The organism is Streptomyces bluensis (assembly GCF_014650715.1).
Taxonomy (GTDB): domain Bacteria; phylum Actinomycetota; class Actinomycetes; order Streptomycetales; family Streptomycetaceae; genus Streptomyces; species Streptomyces bluensis.
Map to the genome: position 1 here is coordinate 51006 of NZ_BMVM01000020.1, position 17168 is coordinate 68173.

At 70.5% G+C, this 17168-nt stretch carries 12 protein-coding genes; 7 read left to right on the forward strand and 5 right to left on the reverse strand.

Going from position 1 to position 17168, the window contains the following annotated elements; translation table 11 throughout:
- Nucleotides 1-69 precede the first annotated feature (69 nt).
- The 4 genes from IE262_RS33400 to IE262_RS33415 all read right to left on the reverse strand — a co-directional run bounded on the left by IE262_RS33400 (nt 70) and on the right by IE262_RS33415 (nt 6079).
- Nucleotides 70-1401: an acyltransferase family protein gene (locus tag IE262_RS33400; RefSeq protein WP_229877745.1), complete on the reverse strand. Its 1332-nt coding sequence runs from the start codon at nt 1399-1401 to the stop codon at nt 70-72.
- Nucleotides 1398-3584 carry a bifunctional polysaccharide deacetylase/glycosyltransferase family 2 protein gene (locus IE262_RS33405; protein ID WP_189879006.1) on the reverse strand — a complete coding sequence of 729 codons (2187 nt, stop codon included), beginning with the start codon at nt 3582-3584 and terminating at the stop codon, nt 1398-1400. Before IE262_RS33405 ends, IE262_RS33400 begins: the two co-directional genes overlap by 4 nt.
- Nucleotides 3584-4501, reverse strand: a complete 918-nt coding sequence (locus IE262_RS33410; RefSeq protein ID WP_189879007.1) for a hypothetical protein — start codon at nt 4499-4501, stop codon at nt 3584-3586. Before IE262_RS33410 ends, IE262_RS33405 begins: the two co-directional genes overlap by 1 nt.
- Before the next feature lie 591 nt (nt 4502-5092).
- Nucleotides 5093-6079 carry a LysR family transcriptional regulator gene (locus IE262_RS33415; protein ID WP_189879009.1) on the reverse strand — a complete coding sequence of 329 codons (987 nt, stop codon included), beginning with the start codon at nt 6077-6079 and terminating at the stop codon, nt 5093-5095.
- An 84-nt stretch (nt 6080-6163) separates the two neighbouring features.
- Here IE262_RS33415 and IE262_RS33420 point away from each other — a divergent pair, with 84 nt between their 5' ends.
- Both IE262_RS33420 and IE262_RS33425 read left to right on the forward strand, forming a co-directional pair.
- Nucleotides 6164-7501: an MFS transporter gene (locus tag IE262_RS33420; protein WP_189879011.1), complete on the forward strand. Its 1338-nt coding sequence runs from the start codon at nt 6164-6166 to the stop codon at nt 7499-7501.
- 122 nt (nt 7502-7623) lie between these two features.
- The gene (locus tag IE262_RS33425) at nt 7624-8451 is read left to right on the forward strand and encodes an SAM-dependent methyltransferase (RefSeq protein WP_229877747.1); all 828 of its coding nucleotides are present in this window, start codon (nt 7624-7626) and stop codon (nt 8449-8451) included.
- 18 nt (nt 8452-8469) lie between these two features.
- Here the strand turns inward: IE262_RS33425 and IE262_RS33430 are convergent, their stop codons facing one another.
- Nucleotides 8470-9867 carry a cytochrome P450 gene (locus IE262_RS33430; RefSeq protein ID WP_189879015.1) on the reverse strand — a complete coding sequence of 466 codons (1398 nt, stop codon included), beginning with the start codon at nt 9865-9867 and terminating at the stop codon, nt 8470-8472.
- Nucleotides 9868-10151: 284 nt separating this feature from the next.
- On the opposite strand from IE262_RS33430, the gene IE262_RS33435 reads away from it, so the two are divergent.
- The 5 genes from IE262_RS33435 (at nt 10152) to IE262_RS33455 (ending at nt 16716) form a co-directional block, all read left to right on the forward strand.
- Nucleotides 10152-11456: an ABC transporter substrate-binding protein gene (locus IE262_RS33435; protein ID WP_134035310.1), complete on the forward strand. Its 1305-nt coding sequence runs from the start codon at nt 10152-10154 to the stop codon at nt 11454-11456.
- Nucleotides 11453-12451: a carbohydrate ABC transporter permease gene (locus tag IE262_RS33440; RefSeq protein ID WP_189879018.1), complete on the forward strand. Its 999-nt coding sequence runs from the start codon at nt 11453-11455 to the stop codon at nt 12449-12451. The genes IE262_RS33435 and IE262_RS33440 overlap by 4 nt, the downstream gene beginning before the upstream one ends.
- Nucleotides 12448-13311 carry a carbohydrate ABC transporter permease gene (locus IE262_RS33445; protein WP_134035303.1) on the forward strand — a complete coding sequence of 288 codons (864 nt, stop codon included), beginning with the start codon at nt 12448-12450 and terminating at the stop codon, nt 13309-13311. Before IE262_RS33440 ends, IE262_RS33445 begins: the two co-directional genes overlap by 4 nt.
- Before the next feature lie 15 nt (nt 13312-13326).
- A complete protein-coding gene (yicI, locus tag IE262_RS33450; protein ID WP_189879020.1) occupies nt 13327-15621 on the forward strand; it encodes an alpha-xylosidase in 2295 nt (764 codons plus the stop codon).
- 84 nt (nt 15622-15705) lie between these two features.
- Nucleotides 15706-16716 (forward strand): LacI family DNA-binding transcriptional regulator, encoded by a 1011-nt coding sequence (locus IE262_RS33455; RefSeq protein ID WP_134035297.1) that lies wholly within the window; start codon nt 15706-15708, stop codon nt 16714-16716.
- The last annotated feature ends 452 nt before the right edge of the window (nt 16717-17168 follow it).

The following is a 17168-nucleotide window of genomic DNA, read 5'->3' on the forward strand; positions in this document are numbered from 1 at the left end:
GGGAACGTTGCTCTCACGAGGACGCGGACCCGTCCGTGAGGACGGGCCCGCGCGGTGGTCTGTGCCGAATCAGGCCTTTCGCCTGCTCCCCCCGCGCTTCGCGCCGTTCGGCCACAGTCTGGGGCTCCGCCTGGCGGCGATGTCCTCGATCCAGCCCAGCGCCACGACCGCCAGCCCGATCAGCGGCCACACCAGCACGAACGTCCAGATCGCGTACGTCGAGTCGAGCACCGCGACCGCGCTGTCGCTCTGCATGAACCCAAGTTCGTAGACCGAGTCGAGGAGCGGGAACGTCGCCATGATCGCGAGGTTGTGCCAGAGGTAGATCGTGACGGCACGGTTGTTCGAGAGGGTGACCAGCTTGTCCCAGCGAGCCAGCCTGCCCGGCAGTTCCCGCCAGGACGGGGAGTACTGGAGGAGGATGACGACGAAACCGAACGACCACGTGGCCTGGGCCAGCGGGATGTCGTTCAGGTCCCAGCCGTTCGGGCCCAGATGGCCGGTTGCCCACCACAGGCCGAAGGCCATGATCAGGGCCGAGCAGGAGACCGCCATGTAGCGGGGGATCTTCGCGAGGAAACCCTCCTGGTGGGCCATGCCCAGGACCCAGCAGCTGCCGTAGACCGCGAAATCGGTGACGGCGTTGCCCGTCTCACCGGGGATCGTGACCAGGCCCGTGCCCACGACCGCCGTCAGAGCGAGCGGGGCGAGGAGCGTCACCCACGGCACCCTGCGGAACGCCCACAGCAGCAGCGGGGACGCGAGCACGAACCACAGGTACGCGCGCAGGTACCACAGCACGCCCACCGCCTGGTCCGCCCAGGTGTCCTCCAGCAGGCCGGACGCGGAGCCGACGCTCCACGGGAAGGGCGGGGCGCCGACGGGGATCAGATAGTTGACCAGCTCCACCCAGCCCCACGTGGGACCGTCGGACGACTTCCCCGGATCCCAGCCGCCGGCGAACAACAGCGCCAGCGCCACCACGCTGAACGCCCACAGGGGTGGGAGGAGCCGGCGGATCCTGCCCCGGATCACGCCCCACGCGGGACGGTCCAGCGAGCGCGCCATCAGTGAGCCCGCCAGCGCGAACATCACGCCCATGGAGGGGAACAGGACGGTCAGCCACGCCCAGCCGAAGAGGTGGTACACCACGACGCGGACCAGGGCGATGGAACGGAGCAGATCGAGGTAGCGGTCGCGGCCGGACTTCGTCGGCTTCGCGTCGGGCTCGGGCTCGGGCTCGGACTCCGGCTGCTTCACGTCGGACTCAAGCTTGGGCCCGGGTTCGGGTTCGGGCTCGGGCTCGGGCTCGGGCTCGGGCTGCCGCGGTACGCCGTATGTCTCCTCGTACGCGGCCCAGTACGGGTTCTCGGACTTCTCCTCCTGGTATCCCTGCGTCATCCCACCGGCCTCCGCTCGGCTCCACCGCGTACACGCTGCCCGGACATGCCCGCGGGCGGTGCCCCGACCACGCCCGTGCGCCGCAGTTTCTGCCAGCGCAGGCGGCCGCCGGTGAGCGCGGTGATCCAGGACTGGAGCAGGACGACGTACATCAACTGCCGGTAGAGGATCTGCTGGAGCGGGAGCGAGACGAGGTGGGTCATGCGCTCCCGGTCGAGACGGAAGGCGTAGGCCGCGCACACCGCCTGTACGGCGAGGACGCCCAGCCAGGCCCCGATGGTCTTCTCGGTCGGGCCGAAGACGAGGCCGTAGAGGAGGAACACGTCGATCAGCGGTGCCAGCAGCGGCGCCACGACCATGAACAGCGACACCAGCGGCAGACCGACGCGTCCGAAGCGGCCCGACGCGCCCTTCTCGACGATCGCGCGGCGGTGCTTCCATATCGCCTGCATGGTGCCGTACGACCAGCGGTAGCGCTGCGACCACAGCTGCTGGACCGTCTCGGGGGCCTCCGTCCAGGCGCGGGCGTTCTCCGCGTACACCACGCGCCAGCCGTCGCGGTGCATCGCCATGGTGATGTCGGTGTCCTCGGCGAGCGTGTCGTCGCTCATGCCGCCGACCCGTTCGAGGGCCGAGCGGCGGAAGGCGCCGACCGCGCCGGGGATCGTCGGCATGCAGCGCAGGATGTCGTACATACGGCGGTCGAGGTTGAAGCCCATCACGTACTCGATGTGCTGCCAGGCCCCGATCAGCGAGTCCTTGTTGCCGACCTTCGCGTTGCCCGCGACCGCGCCGACGCGCGGGTCGGCGAAGGGCTGGACGAGCTCACGGACGGTGGACGGCTCGAAGACCGTGTCGCCGTCCATCATCACGATCAGGTCGTGACGGGCGTTGCGCAGACCGCGGTTGAGGGCGGCCGGCTTGCCCGCGTTGTGCTGGCGGACGACGCGTACGCCCGGCAGGCGCATGTTCTCGACGATGCGGGCCGTGCCGTCGCTGGAGCCGTCGTCGATGACGATGATCTCGATGGGATGCTCGCTCGCCATCAGCGAGTTCACCGTGTTCTCTATGCACTTGGCCTCGTTGTACGCGGGCACGAGCACCGAGACCGGTTCGGTGACCGGGGCGGCCGGGCCCCAGCGGAAGTTCTTCCCGCGGACGCGGCGTGCGTGCGCGCCGGACAGCAGGAGCATCAGGCCGAAGCGGGTGAAGACGAGGACGCCGATGACGGCGAGGCCGATCACGAGCCCCTCGGTGATGTGCTCCGACGCCTGCACGAGGAAGATCCACGCCTCGCCCTTGAGTGCGTCGAGCCCGTGGACCTCGGTGTGCGCGCTGGGCACGCCGAGTGCCTCGCTGAGGTTGTCGAGCTCGTAACCCCGTTCCTTGAGCATGGGGATGAACCTGTCGAGCGCCGCGACCGTCTGGGAGCGGTCGCCGCCGGAGTCGTGCATCAGGACGATGGCGCCCTCGCCGTTCTCGGGCATGGAGCGGCGGATGATCTCGTCGACGCCCGGGCGCTGCCAGTCCTCGCTGTCGGTGTCGTTGACGACGGTGATGTAGCCGCGGGAGCCGATGTACTCCGTGACCGGCCAGGAGCTGTTGTCCATGGCGTCGGCGTGGGACGAGTACGGGGGCCGGAACAGTGAGGTGCGGATGCCCGCCGCGCCCGCGAGCGCGAGCTGGTTCTGGGACAGCTCCCAGTCGATGCGCGCCTTGGACTGGTACGCCAGGTCGGGGTGGTTGAAGGTGTGCAGGCCCACCTCGTGGCCCTCGTCGACCATGCGCTGGACGAGGTCCGGGTAGCGGGAGGCCATGGTGCCGGTGACGAAGAAGACGGCGTGCGCCCGGTGCTTCTTCAGCACGTCGAGCACCTTGGGCGTCCACATGGGGTCCGGGCCGTCGTCGAAGGTGAGGACGAGCCGCTTGTCGTCCACCTTCAGGCCCTGGCTCCGGCCACCGCGGGTGTCGATGACCGGGCCGCCCTCAAGGATCTTCTCCGGCACCTTGTCGGAGGAGGCCGGCGGGCGGACCCGGTGGTCGGCGAGGATCTCGCTGTGCAAGTAGCCGCGCAGCATCAGCATCGCCATCAGCGCGGTGAGGACGAGCACGGGCAGCAGGTAGCGCAGGGGCAGCCGACGGCGGGCACGCGGGGCCGGGCCGTGGCGGTTGGTGCGTGCCATCAGGCGATGTTCTCCGGGTTCTCCGGGTTGTTCTGGTTGTTCGGGTTCTTCGAGGACAAGGAGCCGGGGTCCGTGCCCGTGCCCGTGCCGCCGTTGGTGTCCGTGGACTCCGTGGGCGCGGGCGGCGGGTCGGACGAGGTGTTGGGGTCCGGCGGGTCGGGCAACGAGGGGGGCTCGCCGGTCTCCGGGGGCTCCGGTGAGGGGTCGCCGGCGGGCTCGTCCGGGCTGGTCGAAGGTCGCGGGCCGGTGCTCGCGCCCGGGGCGGAGGCCTCCCCCGAGGGATCGGCCGAAGCTCCGGCGCCCGGCGCCGGTGTCACGCCGGCCGTGGGCGACGCGCCCGCGCTCGGCGAGCCGCTCGCCGTCTGCGACGGGTCGGCCGGGTCGGCGGGAAGCGGGGACGTGTCGACCTGTTTCGCGGGCTGGTCGTCCTGCTCGCCGAGGCCCGGCATCCAGGGCGCGTCGGAGTTGCCCGACACGAGCGTGACGCCGATGACGACGGCGTAGACCGCGCAGACGAGGCCGACGACGATGCCTATGCGGCGCAGCCTGCTGCGGCGGCGGCCGGTCTCGTCCACGAACACCGGGCCGTCCGAGTCCTGCCCGGCGGCGGGCGCGTCCTTGGCCTGCTGGACCAGCCAGTCCTCCAGCTCCCGCCCCACACCGTCGAGTTGGACGGTCACTTCGTGGGGGTCGTGGGTGTGGCCCGGCTCGTCGGACTGCTCCCAGGCCCGCGACGGGTCCGGGACCGGGGTCGGGTCCGGGACCGGCCCGGGGTCCAACTCGGGCTCCGGCTCCGGGTTGCCCGGCACCTGCTCGATCGGACGGGTGTCCAGGGCCCGCTCGAACCTCTGCGTGTCCCTGAACTGACGGGTCTCGGCTGCCGCGTCGTACCGCGACGGCTCCTCGGCGCGTCCCATGCCGCCTTCCGTGTCGTACTCCGTTGACTCGCGTGAATGACGCGACGAGAAGTACGAGAATCCGGTGCGCGGCGACTCACCGCCGTTGTCCGCTCCTTGACCGGATGCCGGCGAGGTCGCCGATATCGGCGATGCCGACGATGCCGACGGCTGTCTCGGAACGCGGACGTGTTGCGTCCCCGCCCATGACATGGTCCGGCCGACCGCGTCCGGCCAGTCGGCCTGCCGGCCGCTCTGGTGACCGCTGTGCCGATCGCCGCGGTCGCCGCTCTGCCGATCGCCGCGGTCGCCGGGCGCGTCCCGGTTCGACGGACCGGTTCCGCTTCCGTTTCCCCTTCCCGGGCCGGTTCCGGTTCCGCTTGCGCCCTCGCCCGGGCGTCCGGTGTTCCGCCGGTCCGGTTGGGCGTCTTTCCGCCAGTCGTCCACTCGCACGCTGATCCCCCCAAGGGACACTTTCGGGCGCGCGAACGATCCGGGCATCTCGCACTTTCTTGTCCGGACCGGGCCCCCACCCGGTCCAGGCGCCCCCCTCTACCGCATGCGCCCGGGCCAAGAATGTAGCGCACGTGGGGGAAGTGTGTGTGCGATGTATCAGGAGCTGCTCATCATATTGAGTGCATCCATGGCCGGAATCCATCCACCCGCGGGGTGTGTCAGCCACCCTTCCTCGGCCGCGAGTTGGTCCACAGCACGCCCGAGTGCCGCAACCCCCGGATGCTGGAGGCCCTTTCGCCACACCAAGGACACGGGTGACAACGGAACGGGGTCGACGAGCGGCCTGATCACGGTCCCGGGTACGGCTGGAAAGTCCACCACGGCGAGGACGGGGTTCCGGTTCTTGGCGATGACCCGCTGGAACTCCTCGACCCCGACGGCCAACGGCTCGGGCGGCGACACCTCGATACCGCGTCCCTCGAAGAGCTGACGCGCCAGGTCCGTCCACTCGGGCGTACGGGGGTTCCCCGCGCCCGCGTACACGCTCTCACCGGCGAGCGCCGCGAGAGGGACCTCACCCCTCAGGGCCAGCCGGTGGTCCTCGGGAAGGATCACGGCCATCGGCTCGTACCGCACCGGCCGCTGGGCGAGCCGGGCGCGCACCGCCGGGTCCAGCCCCGCGAACCGGCCGAACGAGGCGTCGAGCCGTCCGGCGAGGATCTCCACGGCGGCCCCGGTGAGGCCGCTCTCGTAGCGGGTCATGAGCTCGTCCTCGGGGGCGAGTTCGCGGGCGCGGGCGAGGACGCGCTCACCGACGAGGCCGGGACTGTTGACGTCGACGAACAGCGGCCGCCGCGAGGCCGCCCTCCCCGTCGGCACCTGGAACGCCGCGACCAGCTCCTCCTGCGCCTCCAGTACCCGGCGCGCGTACGGCAGCAGCCGGGCGCCGTCGGCCGTCAGCGCCACCTGCCGGGTCGTCCGTACGAAGAGCTCGGCGCCCAACTCCTTCTCCAGCCGCCGGATGTCGCGGCTGAGCGCCTGCTGGGCGACGTACAGCCGGGCGGCGGCCCGGGTGAAGTGCAGTTCCTCGGCGACGGCGAGGAAGGCGCGGAGGAGTCGGGGATCCACGGTCGGCGCGGGCATCCCGCGAACCTACAACGCAGGTGCGTGAATCGTCACGGAGCAGGTGTTGGACGGTTGATCACGTGTGGAACGACGGTGGTGCCCATGCCGCAACCACCCACCGACGAGCCCCGCCGCCTCCTCCTCACCGTCACCGCCGACACGCTGGTGGCCGCGGACTTCGCCCCGCGCCGCCGGCGCCCCTCCCCGGGCCCCGCCGGAGCGGCCGGCCCGCTGACCCCGTACCGCCGCCTCTTCGCTCTCTCCGGCACGCGCGCCTTCACCGTCGGGAGTCTGGTCGCCCGGCTTCCGATGGGCATGTTCAGCGTGAGCGCGGTCGTCATGATCGCCGGGTCGCGTGGTTCGTACGCCCTCGCCGGCGCGGTGACGGCGACGGGACTGGCCGCGACGGCGCTGCTGGCCCCCTGGACCGCGCGGCTGATCGACCGTCACGGGCAGGCGCGGGTGGCCGTGCCCGCCACGGTGTTCGCGGTCCTGGGGAGCCTCGCGCTCGTGCTCTGCGTGCGGTACGGCGCCCCCGGCTGGACCCTCTTCCTCTGCTACGCGGCCACGGCGACCACCCCGAACACCGGCGGTATGTCCCGCGCCCGCTGGACCCACCTGCTGCGGGGCGATCCGGCGGCCCGGCACACCGCGAACGCCTTCGAACAGGCCGCGGACGAGCTCTGCTTCATGCTCGGTCCGATCCTGGCGGCGTTGCTGTGCACCGCGGTCTTTCCGGAGGCGGGCACACTGGTGGGCGCCGTGCTGCTGCTGGCGGGCGTGGTGGTCTTCACGGCCCAGCGGTCGACGGAGCCACCCGCGTCGGGATGCCCTACAGCTGCTTCGTCCACGGCGGGCTCGCCGCTCCGGGCGGCCGGCATGCGGCCACTGCTGGTCCTCTGCCTGGCCCTGGGCGCGGTCTTCGGGGCGATGGAGGTCGTCACGATCGCGTTCGCCGACGTGCGCGGGCAGCAGGCGGCGGCCGGGGTCGTCCTCGCCCTGCAGGCGGCGGGTTCGTGTGCGGCGGGGCTGCTGTTCGGCGTGCTGAAGCCCGGCGGCTCCGCCACGCGGCGCCTGCCCTGGTGTGTGGCCGCGATGACGGCGCTGATGACCCTCCCGCTCCTCTCGGCCACCCTCACCGGCTCGCTCGCGGCCCTCGCGGTCGCTCTCCTCCTCGCCGGTATGGCCACCGCGCCCACGATGATCACCACGATGACCCTGGTCCAGCAGCGCACACCCGAGGGCCGCCTGAACGAGGGCATGACCCTGGCGGTGACAGGGCTCCTGGGCGGGATCGCGTGTGGTGCGGCGGTCGGCGGACGGGTGACGGAGCAGGTGTCCGCGACCGCGGGCTACTGGATACCGGTGGCGGCGTCGTTGACGGCCGTACTGATCGCCGTACTCGGCCGGCCTCGTGCCCCTCGTCACCCCCACAGATGAGGATCGCTGGCCAAAACCCCACGGCGCGTGAGCCGCAGTTCTCTGCAACTCCCCTGTCGCAACGGCAAGTTGACCTAGGTTGGTGCTCTGATCACCCACACCGATCCGCAGGAGGCCCTGCCGTGTCAGACACCGATCCCCTGACCAACGCCGCGGAGACACGGACCAGGATCGACACTTCCAAGCCGCACTCGGCCCGCTTCTGGAACTACTTCGTCGGCGGCAAGGACAACTACGAGGTCGACCGGGAGATCGGGGACCACATCATGGAGATCTTCCCCGGCCTCGTCGACGTGGCGGTCACCAGCCGGCACTTCCTGGGACGCGCCGTCCGCCATCTGGCCGGTGAGCCGGGCATCCGGCAGTTCCTGGACGTCGGCACCGGCCTGCCGACCGCCGACAACACACACGAGGTCGCCCAGCGCGTGGCGCCGGACTCCCGGATCGTGTACGTCGACAACGACCCCATCGTGCTGGCCCACGCGAAGGCCCTGCTCACCAGCACGCCCGAAGGCCGGACCACCTACCTGGACGCCAACCTGTACGAACCCGAGGCCGTCCTCAAAGCCGCCGCGAACACACTCGACCTCACCCGGCCGGTCGCCCTGATGATCCTCAACACGCTCGGCCATGTCGCCGACTACGACGAGGCGCGCGAACTCGTGCGCCGGCTGATGGCCGGACTCCCGTCCGGAAGCCATCTGGTGATCAGCGACGGCACGGCCACCAGCGAGGGCATGATCGCCGCCTCGGAGGCGTACAACGCGAGCGGCGCGGTGCCGTACCACGTGCGCAGCATCGGAGACGTAGCCGGGTTCTTCGACGGTCTCGAACTGGTGGATCCCGGCATCGTCCAGGTCCCCGAGTGGCGTCCCGACTCCTCTGGTTCAGCCGGTCCCGCCGCCGCCGTCGCCGTCGACGCGTACTGCGGGGTGGGGCGCAAGCCGTGACAGGCCCATAACGGCCCGTCACCCCACCCGCGCCGTGACCCCACACCACGCCGGCCCCTTCGCGATCAACGTGATCGCGGCGCCGAGCGGCACGTCACCGTCCTCGGTCGCCTCGAAGTCGTGCCTCTGGAGGAGGACCGCGAGCGCCAGGACCGACTCCAGCATCGACAGGTGCTGCCCTATGCAGGCGCGCGGCCCCCCGCCGAACGGGAACCAGGCGTAACGCGGGCGCGCCGCCTCCGCCTCCGGTGTGAACCGTTCGGGGTCGAAGCGCTCCGGGTCGGCCCAGTGGTCGGGGTGGCGATGGGTCACCCACGGGCTGACGAAGACGTCGGCGCCGGCCGGTATCCGTATGCCGTCGATCTCCGTCCCCGTGACCGCGCGGCGCCCGATGATCGGCGCGGACGGATACAGCCGCATCGCCTCCTTCACCACCATCGTCAGGTACGGCAGCGCCTCCATGTCCTCCGCCGTGGGCGCCCGCCCGCCGGGCCCCCCGAGCACACGGTCCACCTCGTCCCGCGCCCGCCGCCGTTCCTCGGGGTGCCGGGCGAGGAGGTGCAGGGCGAAGGCGAGCGCGGTCGCGGTGGTCTCGTGACCGGCGAGCAGGAAGACCAGCACCTGTTCGCGGAGTTCGGTCGGGCCGAAGCGGCCGTCCTCGGCCGTTTCGGCCCGCACGAGCAGGGTGGCGAGGTCCTCACCGGAGCCCGCCGCTCCCGTTCCCCCGTCCCGTCGGCTCTCGATGATCCTGTCGCACAGCCCGAACAGCTCCGCCCGGTACCGTGCCGCCCGCCGATTGGCCGGAGTCGGCCACGTACGCGGCGTCTTGACGGGCGCCAGGCCCCGTTTCAGGGCGTGGGCCTGGAGCGGCGGCAGGTTCCGTTCGATGACGGCGACCGCCTGCTCCGTGTCCATGCCGAAGAGGATGCGGCCGACCACGCGTAAGGCGAACCGGCGCATCTCACCGACCAGTTCGACGCTCCCGCCGGGCGCCGTACGCCAGGACTCGGCGAGCGCGGTGGCCTCGGCGGCGACCTCCTCCGCGTATCCGTTCACCCGGTGGCGGGTGAACAGCGGCTGCACGAGCCGGCGCTGGCGGAGGTAGTCGGCGTCCTGGCTGGTGAGCAGGCCGTTGCCGAGTTGTTCCCGTACCTCCTGGTAGAAGGGCGTGTCCTTGCGGTAGCCGGAGGCCTCCGTGGCCAGCACGCGCTGCACGCCCTCCGGCGAGAACACTCCGTGGAGTTCCTGCCCGAGCCCCGGCGGCCCGATCCGGAACCGCACCACGTCGCCGCACTCGCGCCGGGCCCGCAGATACGTCGCCAGCGGATCACGCAACAGGTCGGCGAGCGAGCCCAGCAGGGGCGCCCCCGCGACGACGGGCGCCCGCGGGGCGCTTCGGGTGGTCGTGACGGTCATGGGCAAGCCCCTCCTGTCAGCCGAACACCAAGACGAACACCAAGACGAACGTCAAGCCGAACACCAATACGAACCACCATAGGTGCAGGAGCCAACAACGTGCCGTTGTGGGTGCCGGGTTCTTCCCAATTCCGTCCGCCCCATTGACGCACCCACGCCCCCCACATACCTTCCCCCGTCGAAGCGCTTCGACGTCACGCATCGAAACGATTCGACTACGGCCTTCGACACCCGGACGGCCGCGTGACGCCCCGATACCCATCCGACTCCCCCGGAGGCACAGGATGTTGACGGCACGAAGGCGTACGGCGGCAGTGGCCGCGGCGGCGATGAGCGGAGTCCTGCTGCTGGCCTCCTGCGGTGGTTCCGACGGCGGGTCCTCGGACGGCAAGACACTCCGGCTGTGGCACTACGAAGGCCCCGAGAGCGCGATGGGCGTCGCCTGGGACGCGGCCATCAAGGAGTTCGAGAAGACACACCCGGGCGTGAAGGTGAAGTTCGAGGAGAAGGGCTTCGAACAGATCCAGAAGACCGCCCCGATGGTCCTCAACTCCTCCGACGCTCCCGACCTCATGGAGTACAACAAGGGCAACGCGACGGCGGGCAGGCTGTCCCAGCAGGGGCTCCTCACCGACCTGACCGCCGAGGTCACCGAGCGCGGCTGGGACAAGAAGCTCAGCGCGGGTGTCCGCACCACCAGCCAGTACGACGCCACCGGCGTCATGGGCTCCGGCAAGTGGTACGGCGTGCCCAACTACGCCGAGTACACGCTGGTCTACTACAACAAGGACCTGTTCAAGAAGTACGGCATCGAAGAACCCACCCCGTCCACCACGATCGGCGAACTCACCGCCGCCATGGACAAGTTCGTCGACGAGGGCGTCACCCCGCTGGCCAACGCCGGTGCCGAGTACATCGCCCAGCAGTACCTCTACCAGCTGGCCCTCAGCAAGGCGGACCGCTCCTGGGTCGACACGTACGAGCTCTACAAGGGCAGGACCGACTTCCACGACGCCGCCTGGACCTACGGCGCTCGGACCTTCGCCGACTGGGTGGACAAGGGCTACATCGCGAAGAGCACCGTCGGCGCGAAGGTCGAGGACGCGGCGGTCTCCTTCATCTCGGGCAAGTCGCCCCTCCTGTTCTCCGGCAGCTGGTGGTACGGCCGCTTCAAGACGGAGGCGAAGTTCGACTGGGGCACCTTCCTCTGGCCGAGCACGAACCTCACCCTCGGCTCCGGCGGCAACCTCTGGGTGGTCCCCAAGGCGGCGAAGAACAAGGACCTCGCCTACGACTTCATCGACATCACCATGTCGGAGAAGATCCAGAACCTGCTGGGCAACCAGGGCGGTGTCCCGGTGGCCGCCGACCCGTCCGCCATCACCGACCCCCGGGCCAAGCAGCTGATCGCCGACTTCACCTCCCTCTCCGAGAAGGACGGGCTGGCCTTCTACCCGGACTGGCCCGTCCCCGACTTCTACAACGTCCTCGTCTCCGAGACCCAGAAACTGATCACGGGCGACGCCAAGCCGGACGCGTATCTGGACGCCTTGCAGGACGCGTACGACAAGGGCGCGCCGAAGCGATGACGGTGACCGTCGAAGGGGGCGGGCGGGCCGCCGGCAGGCACCGGCGCGGCGGGCCACGCCGCGCCCGCCCCCGTGCTCGCACCGGCACCCGTTCCCGTACCCGTGACTCGTACGTCCTGTTCCTGCTGCCGGGCGTCCTCGCCTTCCTCGCCGTCGTGGTCGTGCCGTTCCTGATGAACACCGGGGTGAGCTTCACCGACTGGCAGGGCGTGGGCTCGCCCGACTGGTCCGGGCTCGCCAACTACCGGGAGCTGGTGGACGACTCCGCCTTCTGGGCGTCGTTCCGGCACAGCCTGTTCATGGTGGTCGCCATGGCGGTCGTACCGACCGCGATCGGGCTCGTGCTGGCCGCGGCACTGTTCGACTTCGTCGGCAAGCACTTCGGCAGCCGGACGGCCGCAGTGCTGCGCGCCTGCTTCTACCTGCCGCAGGTGCTGCCGATCGCGGTCGCGGGCATCGTGTGGAGCTGGATCCTCGCGCCGGACAACGGCTCCCTCAACGCACTGCTGAAGGCCGTCGGCCTCGGCTCCTGGCAGCAGGACTGGCTCGGCGACCCCGACCTCGCCCTCTACAGCGTCATGGGCGTGATGGTGTGGGTGCAGCTCGGTTTCCCGCTCGTCGTCTTCATGGCGGGCCTGCAACGCGTCGATCCGCAGCTGTACGAGGCCGCCGAACTGGACGGCGCGGGCTGGTGGCGCCGCTTCCGGCACATCACGCTCCCCCAGATCCGCCCGGAGATCCACGTCGTCCTGACGTGGTGCACGATCGCCGCGCTGAAGGTCTTCGGCGCGGTGTACGTGCTGACCAAGGGAGGTCCGGGCGGCGCGACCGACGTCCCCTCCTACTTCTCCTTCACCACGTTCTTCGAGAAGACCCAGGTGGGCTACGGCGCCGCGATCTCCACCGTGCTCACCGTGCTCGTCCTGCTGCTGGCGCTGGCCGGACTCCGGCTCCAGACGCGGGCCGAGGACGCCGAGGAGGGGCTTCGCTCATGACGGGCAGGACGACAGCCGTACGCACCTCCACCGGACCACGCACCGCCCTGCGCCGCTCCCCGGTGCTCCTGGCCCTGGTCATCGCCGCGCTCTTCATGGTCGTGCCGTTCCTGATCGTCGCGGTCAACGCGGTGAAGTCGCCCGCCGAGTACTCGGCCGACGGCCCGCTCAGCCTCCCCGACGGCCTCTACCTCGACGGCCTGAAGAGCTTCTGGGAACGCGTCGGCTTCGGGCAGAAACTCTTCAACTCGTTCCTGATCAGCGGCGCGGTGGCAGTGCTGGCCGTCGTGCTCTCCGTCCTCAACGCGTACGCGATCGGCATCGGCCGGATCAGGGGCCGCACCTGGGTGCTGGCCTTCTTCGTCCTCGCCAACGTGCTGCCGCAGGAGGCGCTGGTCTACCCGATCTACTACCTGAGCAAGGAAGCCGGCCTGTACGACACCCGGCTCAGCGTGATCATCGTGTTCACGGTCATCCAGGCGGCCTTCGGCACCTACCTGCTCTCCGCCGTCCTGGGCCGGTTCCCGCGCGAGATCATCGAGGCGGCCCGCATCGACGGGGCGAACAGGTGGCAGGTGCTGTGGCGGATCGTCGTCCCGGTCAGCCGGCCCACCCTCGGCGTGCTGCTGGTCTTCTTCTTCATCTGGACCTGGAACGAGTTCCTGCTCCCCCTGGTCATGCTGATCTCCAACGACAACCAGACGGTGTCGGTGGCCCTCGGTGTCCTCCAGGGCCAGCGACTGATGGACGCCACCATGACCAACGCGGCGGCGCTCCTGGGCGTGCTGCCCGCGATCGTCTTCTTCCTCGTCTTCCAGCGGACTCTCACCCGCGGCATCGCCGTGGGCGCGGTCAAGTAAGAGAGGGTGTGGGCTTTGAAGTTCACCGACGGCTACTGGCTGCTGCGCGAGGGCGTCACCGCCGCCTGTCCGCGCGAGGTCCTCGACATCGCGGAGGGGCCGGGGACCCTGGAGTTCCACGCGCCGACCCATCCCGTCCGCCACCGTGGCGACCTGCTGAAGGGACCGGTCCTGACGATCAGCGCGCACACGCCGATACCTGACGTCATCGGCGTCACGTTCACGCACTTCGAGGGGGAGGAACCGCGCGGCCCCCACTTCGAGGTGGCCGGTGAGGTCCGGCGGTCCGGGGGCGGTCACCCGGGGAGCCACAGCGCCGCGCAGACGTCGTACGACGACGACCACGCCACCCTCACCTCGGGCGCCCTCTCCGTCCGGGTCGCCCGCACCGGCCCCTGGCAGATCGACTTCCGCGCCCACGGCCGCACCCTCACCACCAGCGGCCCCAAGGCCATGGGCATCCTGCGCGACGCGACGGGCGCCCACTATCTGCGCGAGCAGCTGGGCCTGGGAGTCGGGACGTCGGTGTACGGGCTCGGCGAAAGGTTCGGGCCGCTCGTCAAGAACGGCCAGGTCGTCGACATCTGGAACGCCGACGGCGGCACGGCGACCGAGCAGGCGTACAAGAACGTGCCCTTCTTCCTGACCGACGCGGGCTACGGCGTCTTCGTCGACCACCCGGGCAAGGTCTCCTTCGAGGTCGGCTCGGAGGCGGTGTCGCGGGTCCAGTTCAGCGTGGAGAGCCAGCAGTTGACGTACTACGTCATCTACGGCCCGACACCGAAGGAGATCCTCCGCAAGTACACCGCGCTCACCGGCCGGCCGGCGCTCCCGCCCGCCTGGTCGTTCGGGCTGTGGCTGTCGACGTCGTTCACGACCTCGTACGACGAGGAGACGGTGACCTCCTTCATCGAGGGCATGAAGGAGCGCGAACTCCCCCTGTCCGTCTTCCACTTCGACTGCTTCTGGATGCGCGAGTTCCACTGGTGCGACTTCCGCTGGGACCCACGGGTGTTCCCGGACCCGGAGGGCATGCTGGCCCGGCTCAAGGCGAGGGGGCTGCGGGTCTGTGTGTGGATCAACCCGTACATCGCCCAGCGCTCCCCGCTGTTCGCGGAGGGCAAGGCCCTGGGGCATCTGCTGCGCAGGCCCGACGGGAGTGTCTGGCAGTGGGACCTGTGGCAGCCGGGCATGGCGCTCGTCGACTTCACCAGCCCGGCGGCCCGCGACTGGTACGCGTCGAAGCTGGCGGCGCTGCTCGCGCAGGGCGTCGACTGCTTCAAGACGGACTTCGGCGAGCGGGTGCCCCTCGACGTGGCGTACGCGGACGGCTCCGACCCCGAGCGGATGCACAACTACTACACGTACCTCTACAACCGCACCGTCTTCGACGTACTGCGCAAACACCGCGGCGAGGAGGAGGCCGTCGTCTTCGCCCGCTCGGCGACGACGGGCAGCCAGCGGTTCCCCGTGCACTGGGGCGGGGACTGCGAGTCGACGTACGAGGCGATGGCCGAGTCCCTGCGGGGCGGGCTGTCGCTGGGACTGTCGGGCTTCGGTTTCTGGAGCCATGACATCGGCGGCTTCGAGGGCACCCCGACCCCGGCCCTGTTCAAGCGGTGGCTGGCCTTCGGGCTGCTGTCCTCGCACAGCCGGCTGCACGGCTCGTCGTCGTACCGCGTGCCGTGGTTGTTCGACGAGGAGTCCGTGGACGCGCTGCGGGAGTTCACCCGGCTGAAGCTGCGCCTCATGCCGTATCTGTACGAGGCCGCGCGCACCGCGCACACCGAGGGCGTGCCGATGATGCGGGCGATGGTGCTGGAGTTCCCCGACGATCCCGGGTGCGCGCACCTGGAGCGGCAGTACATGCTCGGCCCCGATCTGCTGGTCGCACCCGTGTTCAGCGACGAGGGGGACGTCGCGTACTACGTGCCCGAGGGCACCTGGACGCACTTCCTGAGCGGTCGCACGGTGACCGGGCCGCGCTGGGTGCGCGAACGCCACGGCTTCACCAGCGTGCCGCTCCTCGTCCGGCCGGGCGCGGTGATCCCGGTGGGCGTGGTGGACGACCGGCCCGACTACGCGTACGCCGACGGGGTCACCCTGCGCGCGTACGGGCTGGAGCGCGGGGCCCAGGTGACGGTGCCGGTCGGGGACGTGACGTACGTCGTGGTCCGCGAGGGGGACACCCTGCGGGCCTCGTGCAGCGCTCCGACGGCGCCCTGGGGGCTCGCGGCGGGCGGGCGCGAGGTGCGGGCGGGGACGGGGAGCGGCTTCCTGACCCTGGAGCTGACCGGAGCGTCCGAGTGAGGGGCGAGTCCGGGTGAGGGGCGAGTCCGAGTGAAGCGGCATTCCGAGTGAGGGGAGAGTTCCGGTGAGGGGAGAGTCCGAGGGATGGTGAAGATCACTGACGTGGCGCGGCACGCCGGGGTCTCCCCCAGCACCGTGTCGTACGCGCTCAGCGGCAAGCGCCCGATCTCCGAGGAGACCCGGCTGCGCGTCCAGGAGGCCATCCGTGTGCTGGGCTACCGTCCGCACGCGGGCGCCCGGTCGCTGGCCAGCAGCAGATCGAACGTGCTGGCGCTGGTGGTGCCGCTGCGGGCCGGTATCCATGTGCCGGTGGTGATGCAGTTCGCGGTGTCGGTGGTGACCAGCGCCCGCGGGCACGACCACGACGTGCTGCTGCTGACGCAGGAGGAGGGTGAGGACGGGCTGCGGCGGGTCGCGGACACGGCCCTGGTGGACGCGCTGATCGTGATGGACGTCCAGCTCCACGACCCCCGGCTGCCCCTGCTGCGCGCCCTGGACAGACCCTCGGTCCTGATCGGTTTCCCCGCCGAGCCCGACGGGCTGACCTGCATCGACCTCGACTTCAGGGCGGCGGGCGAGGTGTGTGTGGAGCATCTGGTGCGGCTCGGGCACCGGGTGGTGGCGCTGGTCGGGTCGCCGCCCGAGGTGTATGTGCGCGAGACCGGGTTCGCGCAGCGCGTGGCCCAGGGCTTCACGGCCGCCGCCGCCCGGAACGGGCTGTCGTCCTCGGTGTACCCGTGCGAGGCGACGCCCGCGGCGGCCCGCCTGGTCGCCGAGCAACTCCTGCGGGAACGACCGGCCTTGACCGGAGTCGTCGTCCACAACGAGCCCCTCCTGGAACCGCTGATCGACGCCTTCGAGAGCCTCGGCCTGCGCGTCCCCGACGACCTCTCCGTCACCGCCATCTGCCCGGACGACCTCGCCGCCCGCACCCGCCTCCCGGTCACCTCCGTGGACGTCCCGTCCGCCGAGGTGGGCGCGGGGGCGGTGGACCTGCTGGTGAAGAAGCTGGGCGGCGCGACGGTGCCCGAGGCGACACTGCTGCCGCCCCGGCTGACAGAGAGAGCCAGTACGGGACGTCGCTCGCTGGCGTGATGGGGGGCTGGTATGTGGTGCCCTCGGAGTGGGCTGTGTGCTGTACTTGGACGCACGGAGGGCCCCCGCACCGGGTCGGAGATGTTTCACTGGCGGAGGCCCAGGCTCAATAGGAGCCTGTCGGATCTCCCCACTGTGGATGGGGACATCCGGCAATCTCCTGAGCCACCAGAGAAAAGGTGGGCCCCGCATCGGAGCGGGAAACTCCGAGCGGGACCCCGGCTCATCAGGAGCTCGTCGGATATCCCCACTTGCCTTGGGGATATCCGGCTACCTGCTGAGCCACAAGAGCAGCCACCTCCTCGCGTGCTTAGCCACCCGCTCCGGCAAGCGCCGGATCAGCCGCATGACGAGAGTCGGCTTCTGCTCCTCGTGACAGCCCATCTGAGGGCGTCCTCCCTTCGACGTGAGGCGGCCATAGCAAGGTCCTGGGGCCGCTCTCGTCGGGCCGG

Coding starts and splice junctions, on each gene's coding strand:
- IE262_RS33400 (WP_229877745.1), bottom strand. CDS start 1,401: ATGACGCAGGGATACCAGGAGGAGAAGTCCGAGAACCCGTACTGGGCC.
- IE262_RS33405 (WP_189879006.1), bottom strand. CDS start 3,584: ATGGCACGCACCAACCGCCACGGCCCGGCCCCGCGTGCCCGCCGTCGG.
- IE262_RS33410 (WP_189879007.1), bottom strand. CDS start 4,501: ATGGGACGCGCCGAGGAGCCGTCGCGGTACGACGCGGCAGCCGAGACC.
- IE262_RS33415 (WP_189879009.1), bottom strand. CDS start 6,079: ATGCCCGCGCCGACCGTGGATCCCCGACTCCTCCGCGCCTTCCTCGCC.
- IE262_RS33420 (WP_189879011.1), top strand. CDS start 6,164: ATGCCGCAACCACCCACCGACGAGCCCCGCCGCCTCCTCCTCACCGTC.
- IE262_RS33430 (WP_189879015.1), bottom strand. CDS start 9,867: ATGACCGTCACGACCACCCGAAGCGCCCCGCGGGCGCCCGTCGTCGCG.
- IE262_RS33435 (WP_134035310.1), top strand. CDS start 10,152: ATGTTGACGGCACGAAGGCGTACGGCGGCAGTGGCCGCGGCGGCGATG.
- IE262_RS33440 (WP_189879018.1), top strand. CDS start 11,453: ATGACGGTGACCGTCGAAGGGGGCGGGCGGGCCGCCGGCAGGCACCGG.
- IE262_RS33445 (WP_134035303.1), top strand. CDS start 12,448: ATGACGGGCAGGACGACAGCCGTACGCACCTCCACCGGACCACGCACC.
- IE262_RS33455 (WP_134035297.1), top strand. CDS start 15,706: ATGGTGAAGATCACTGACGTGGCGCGGCACGCCGGGGTCTCCCCCAGC.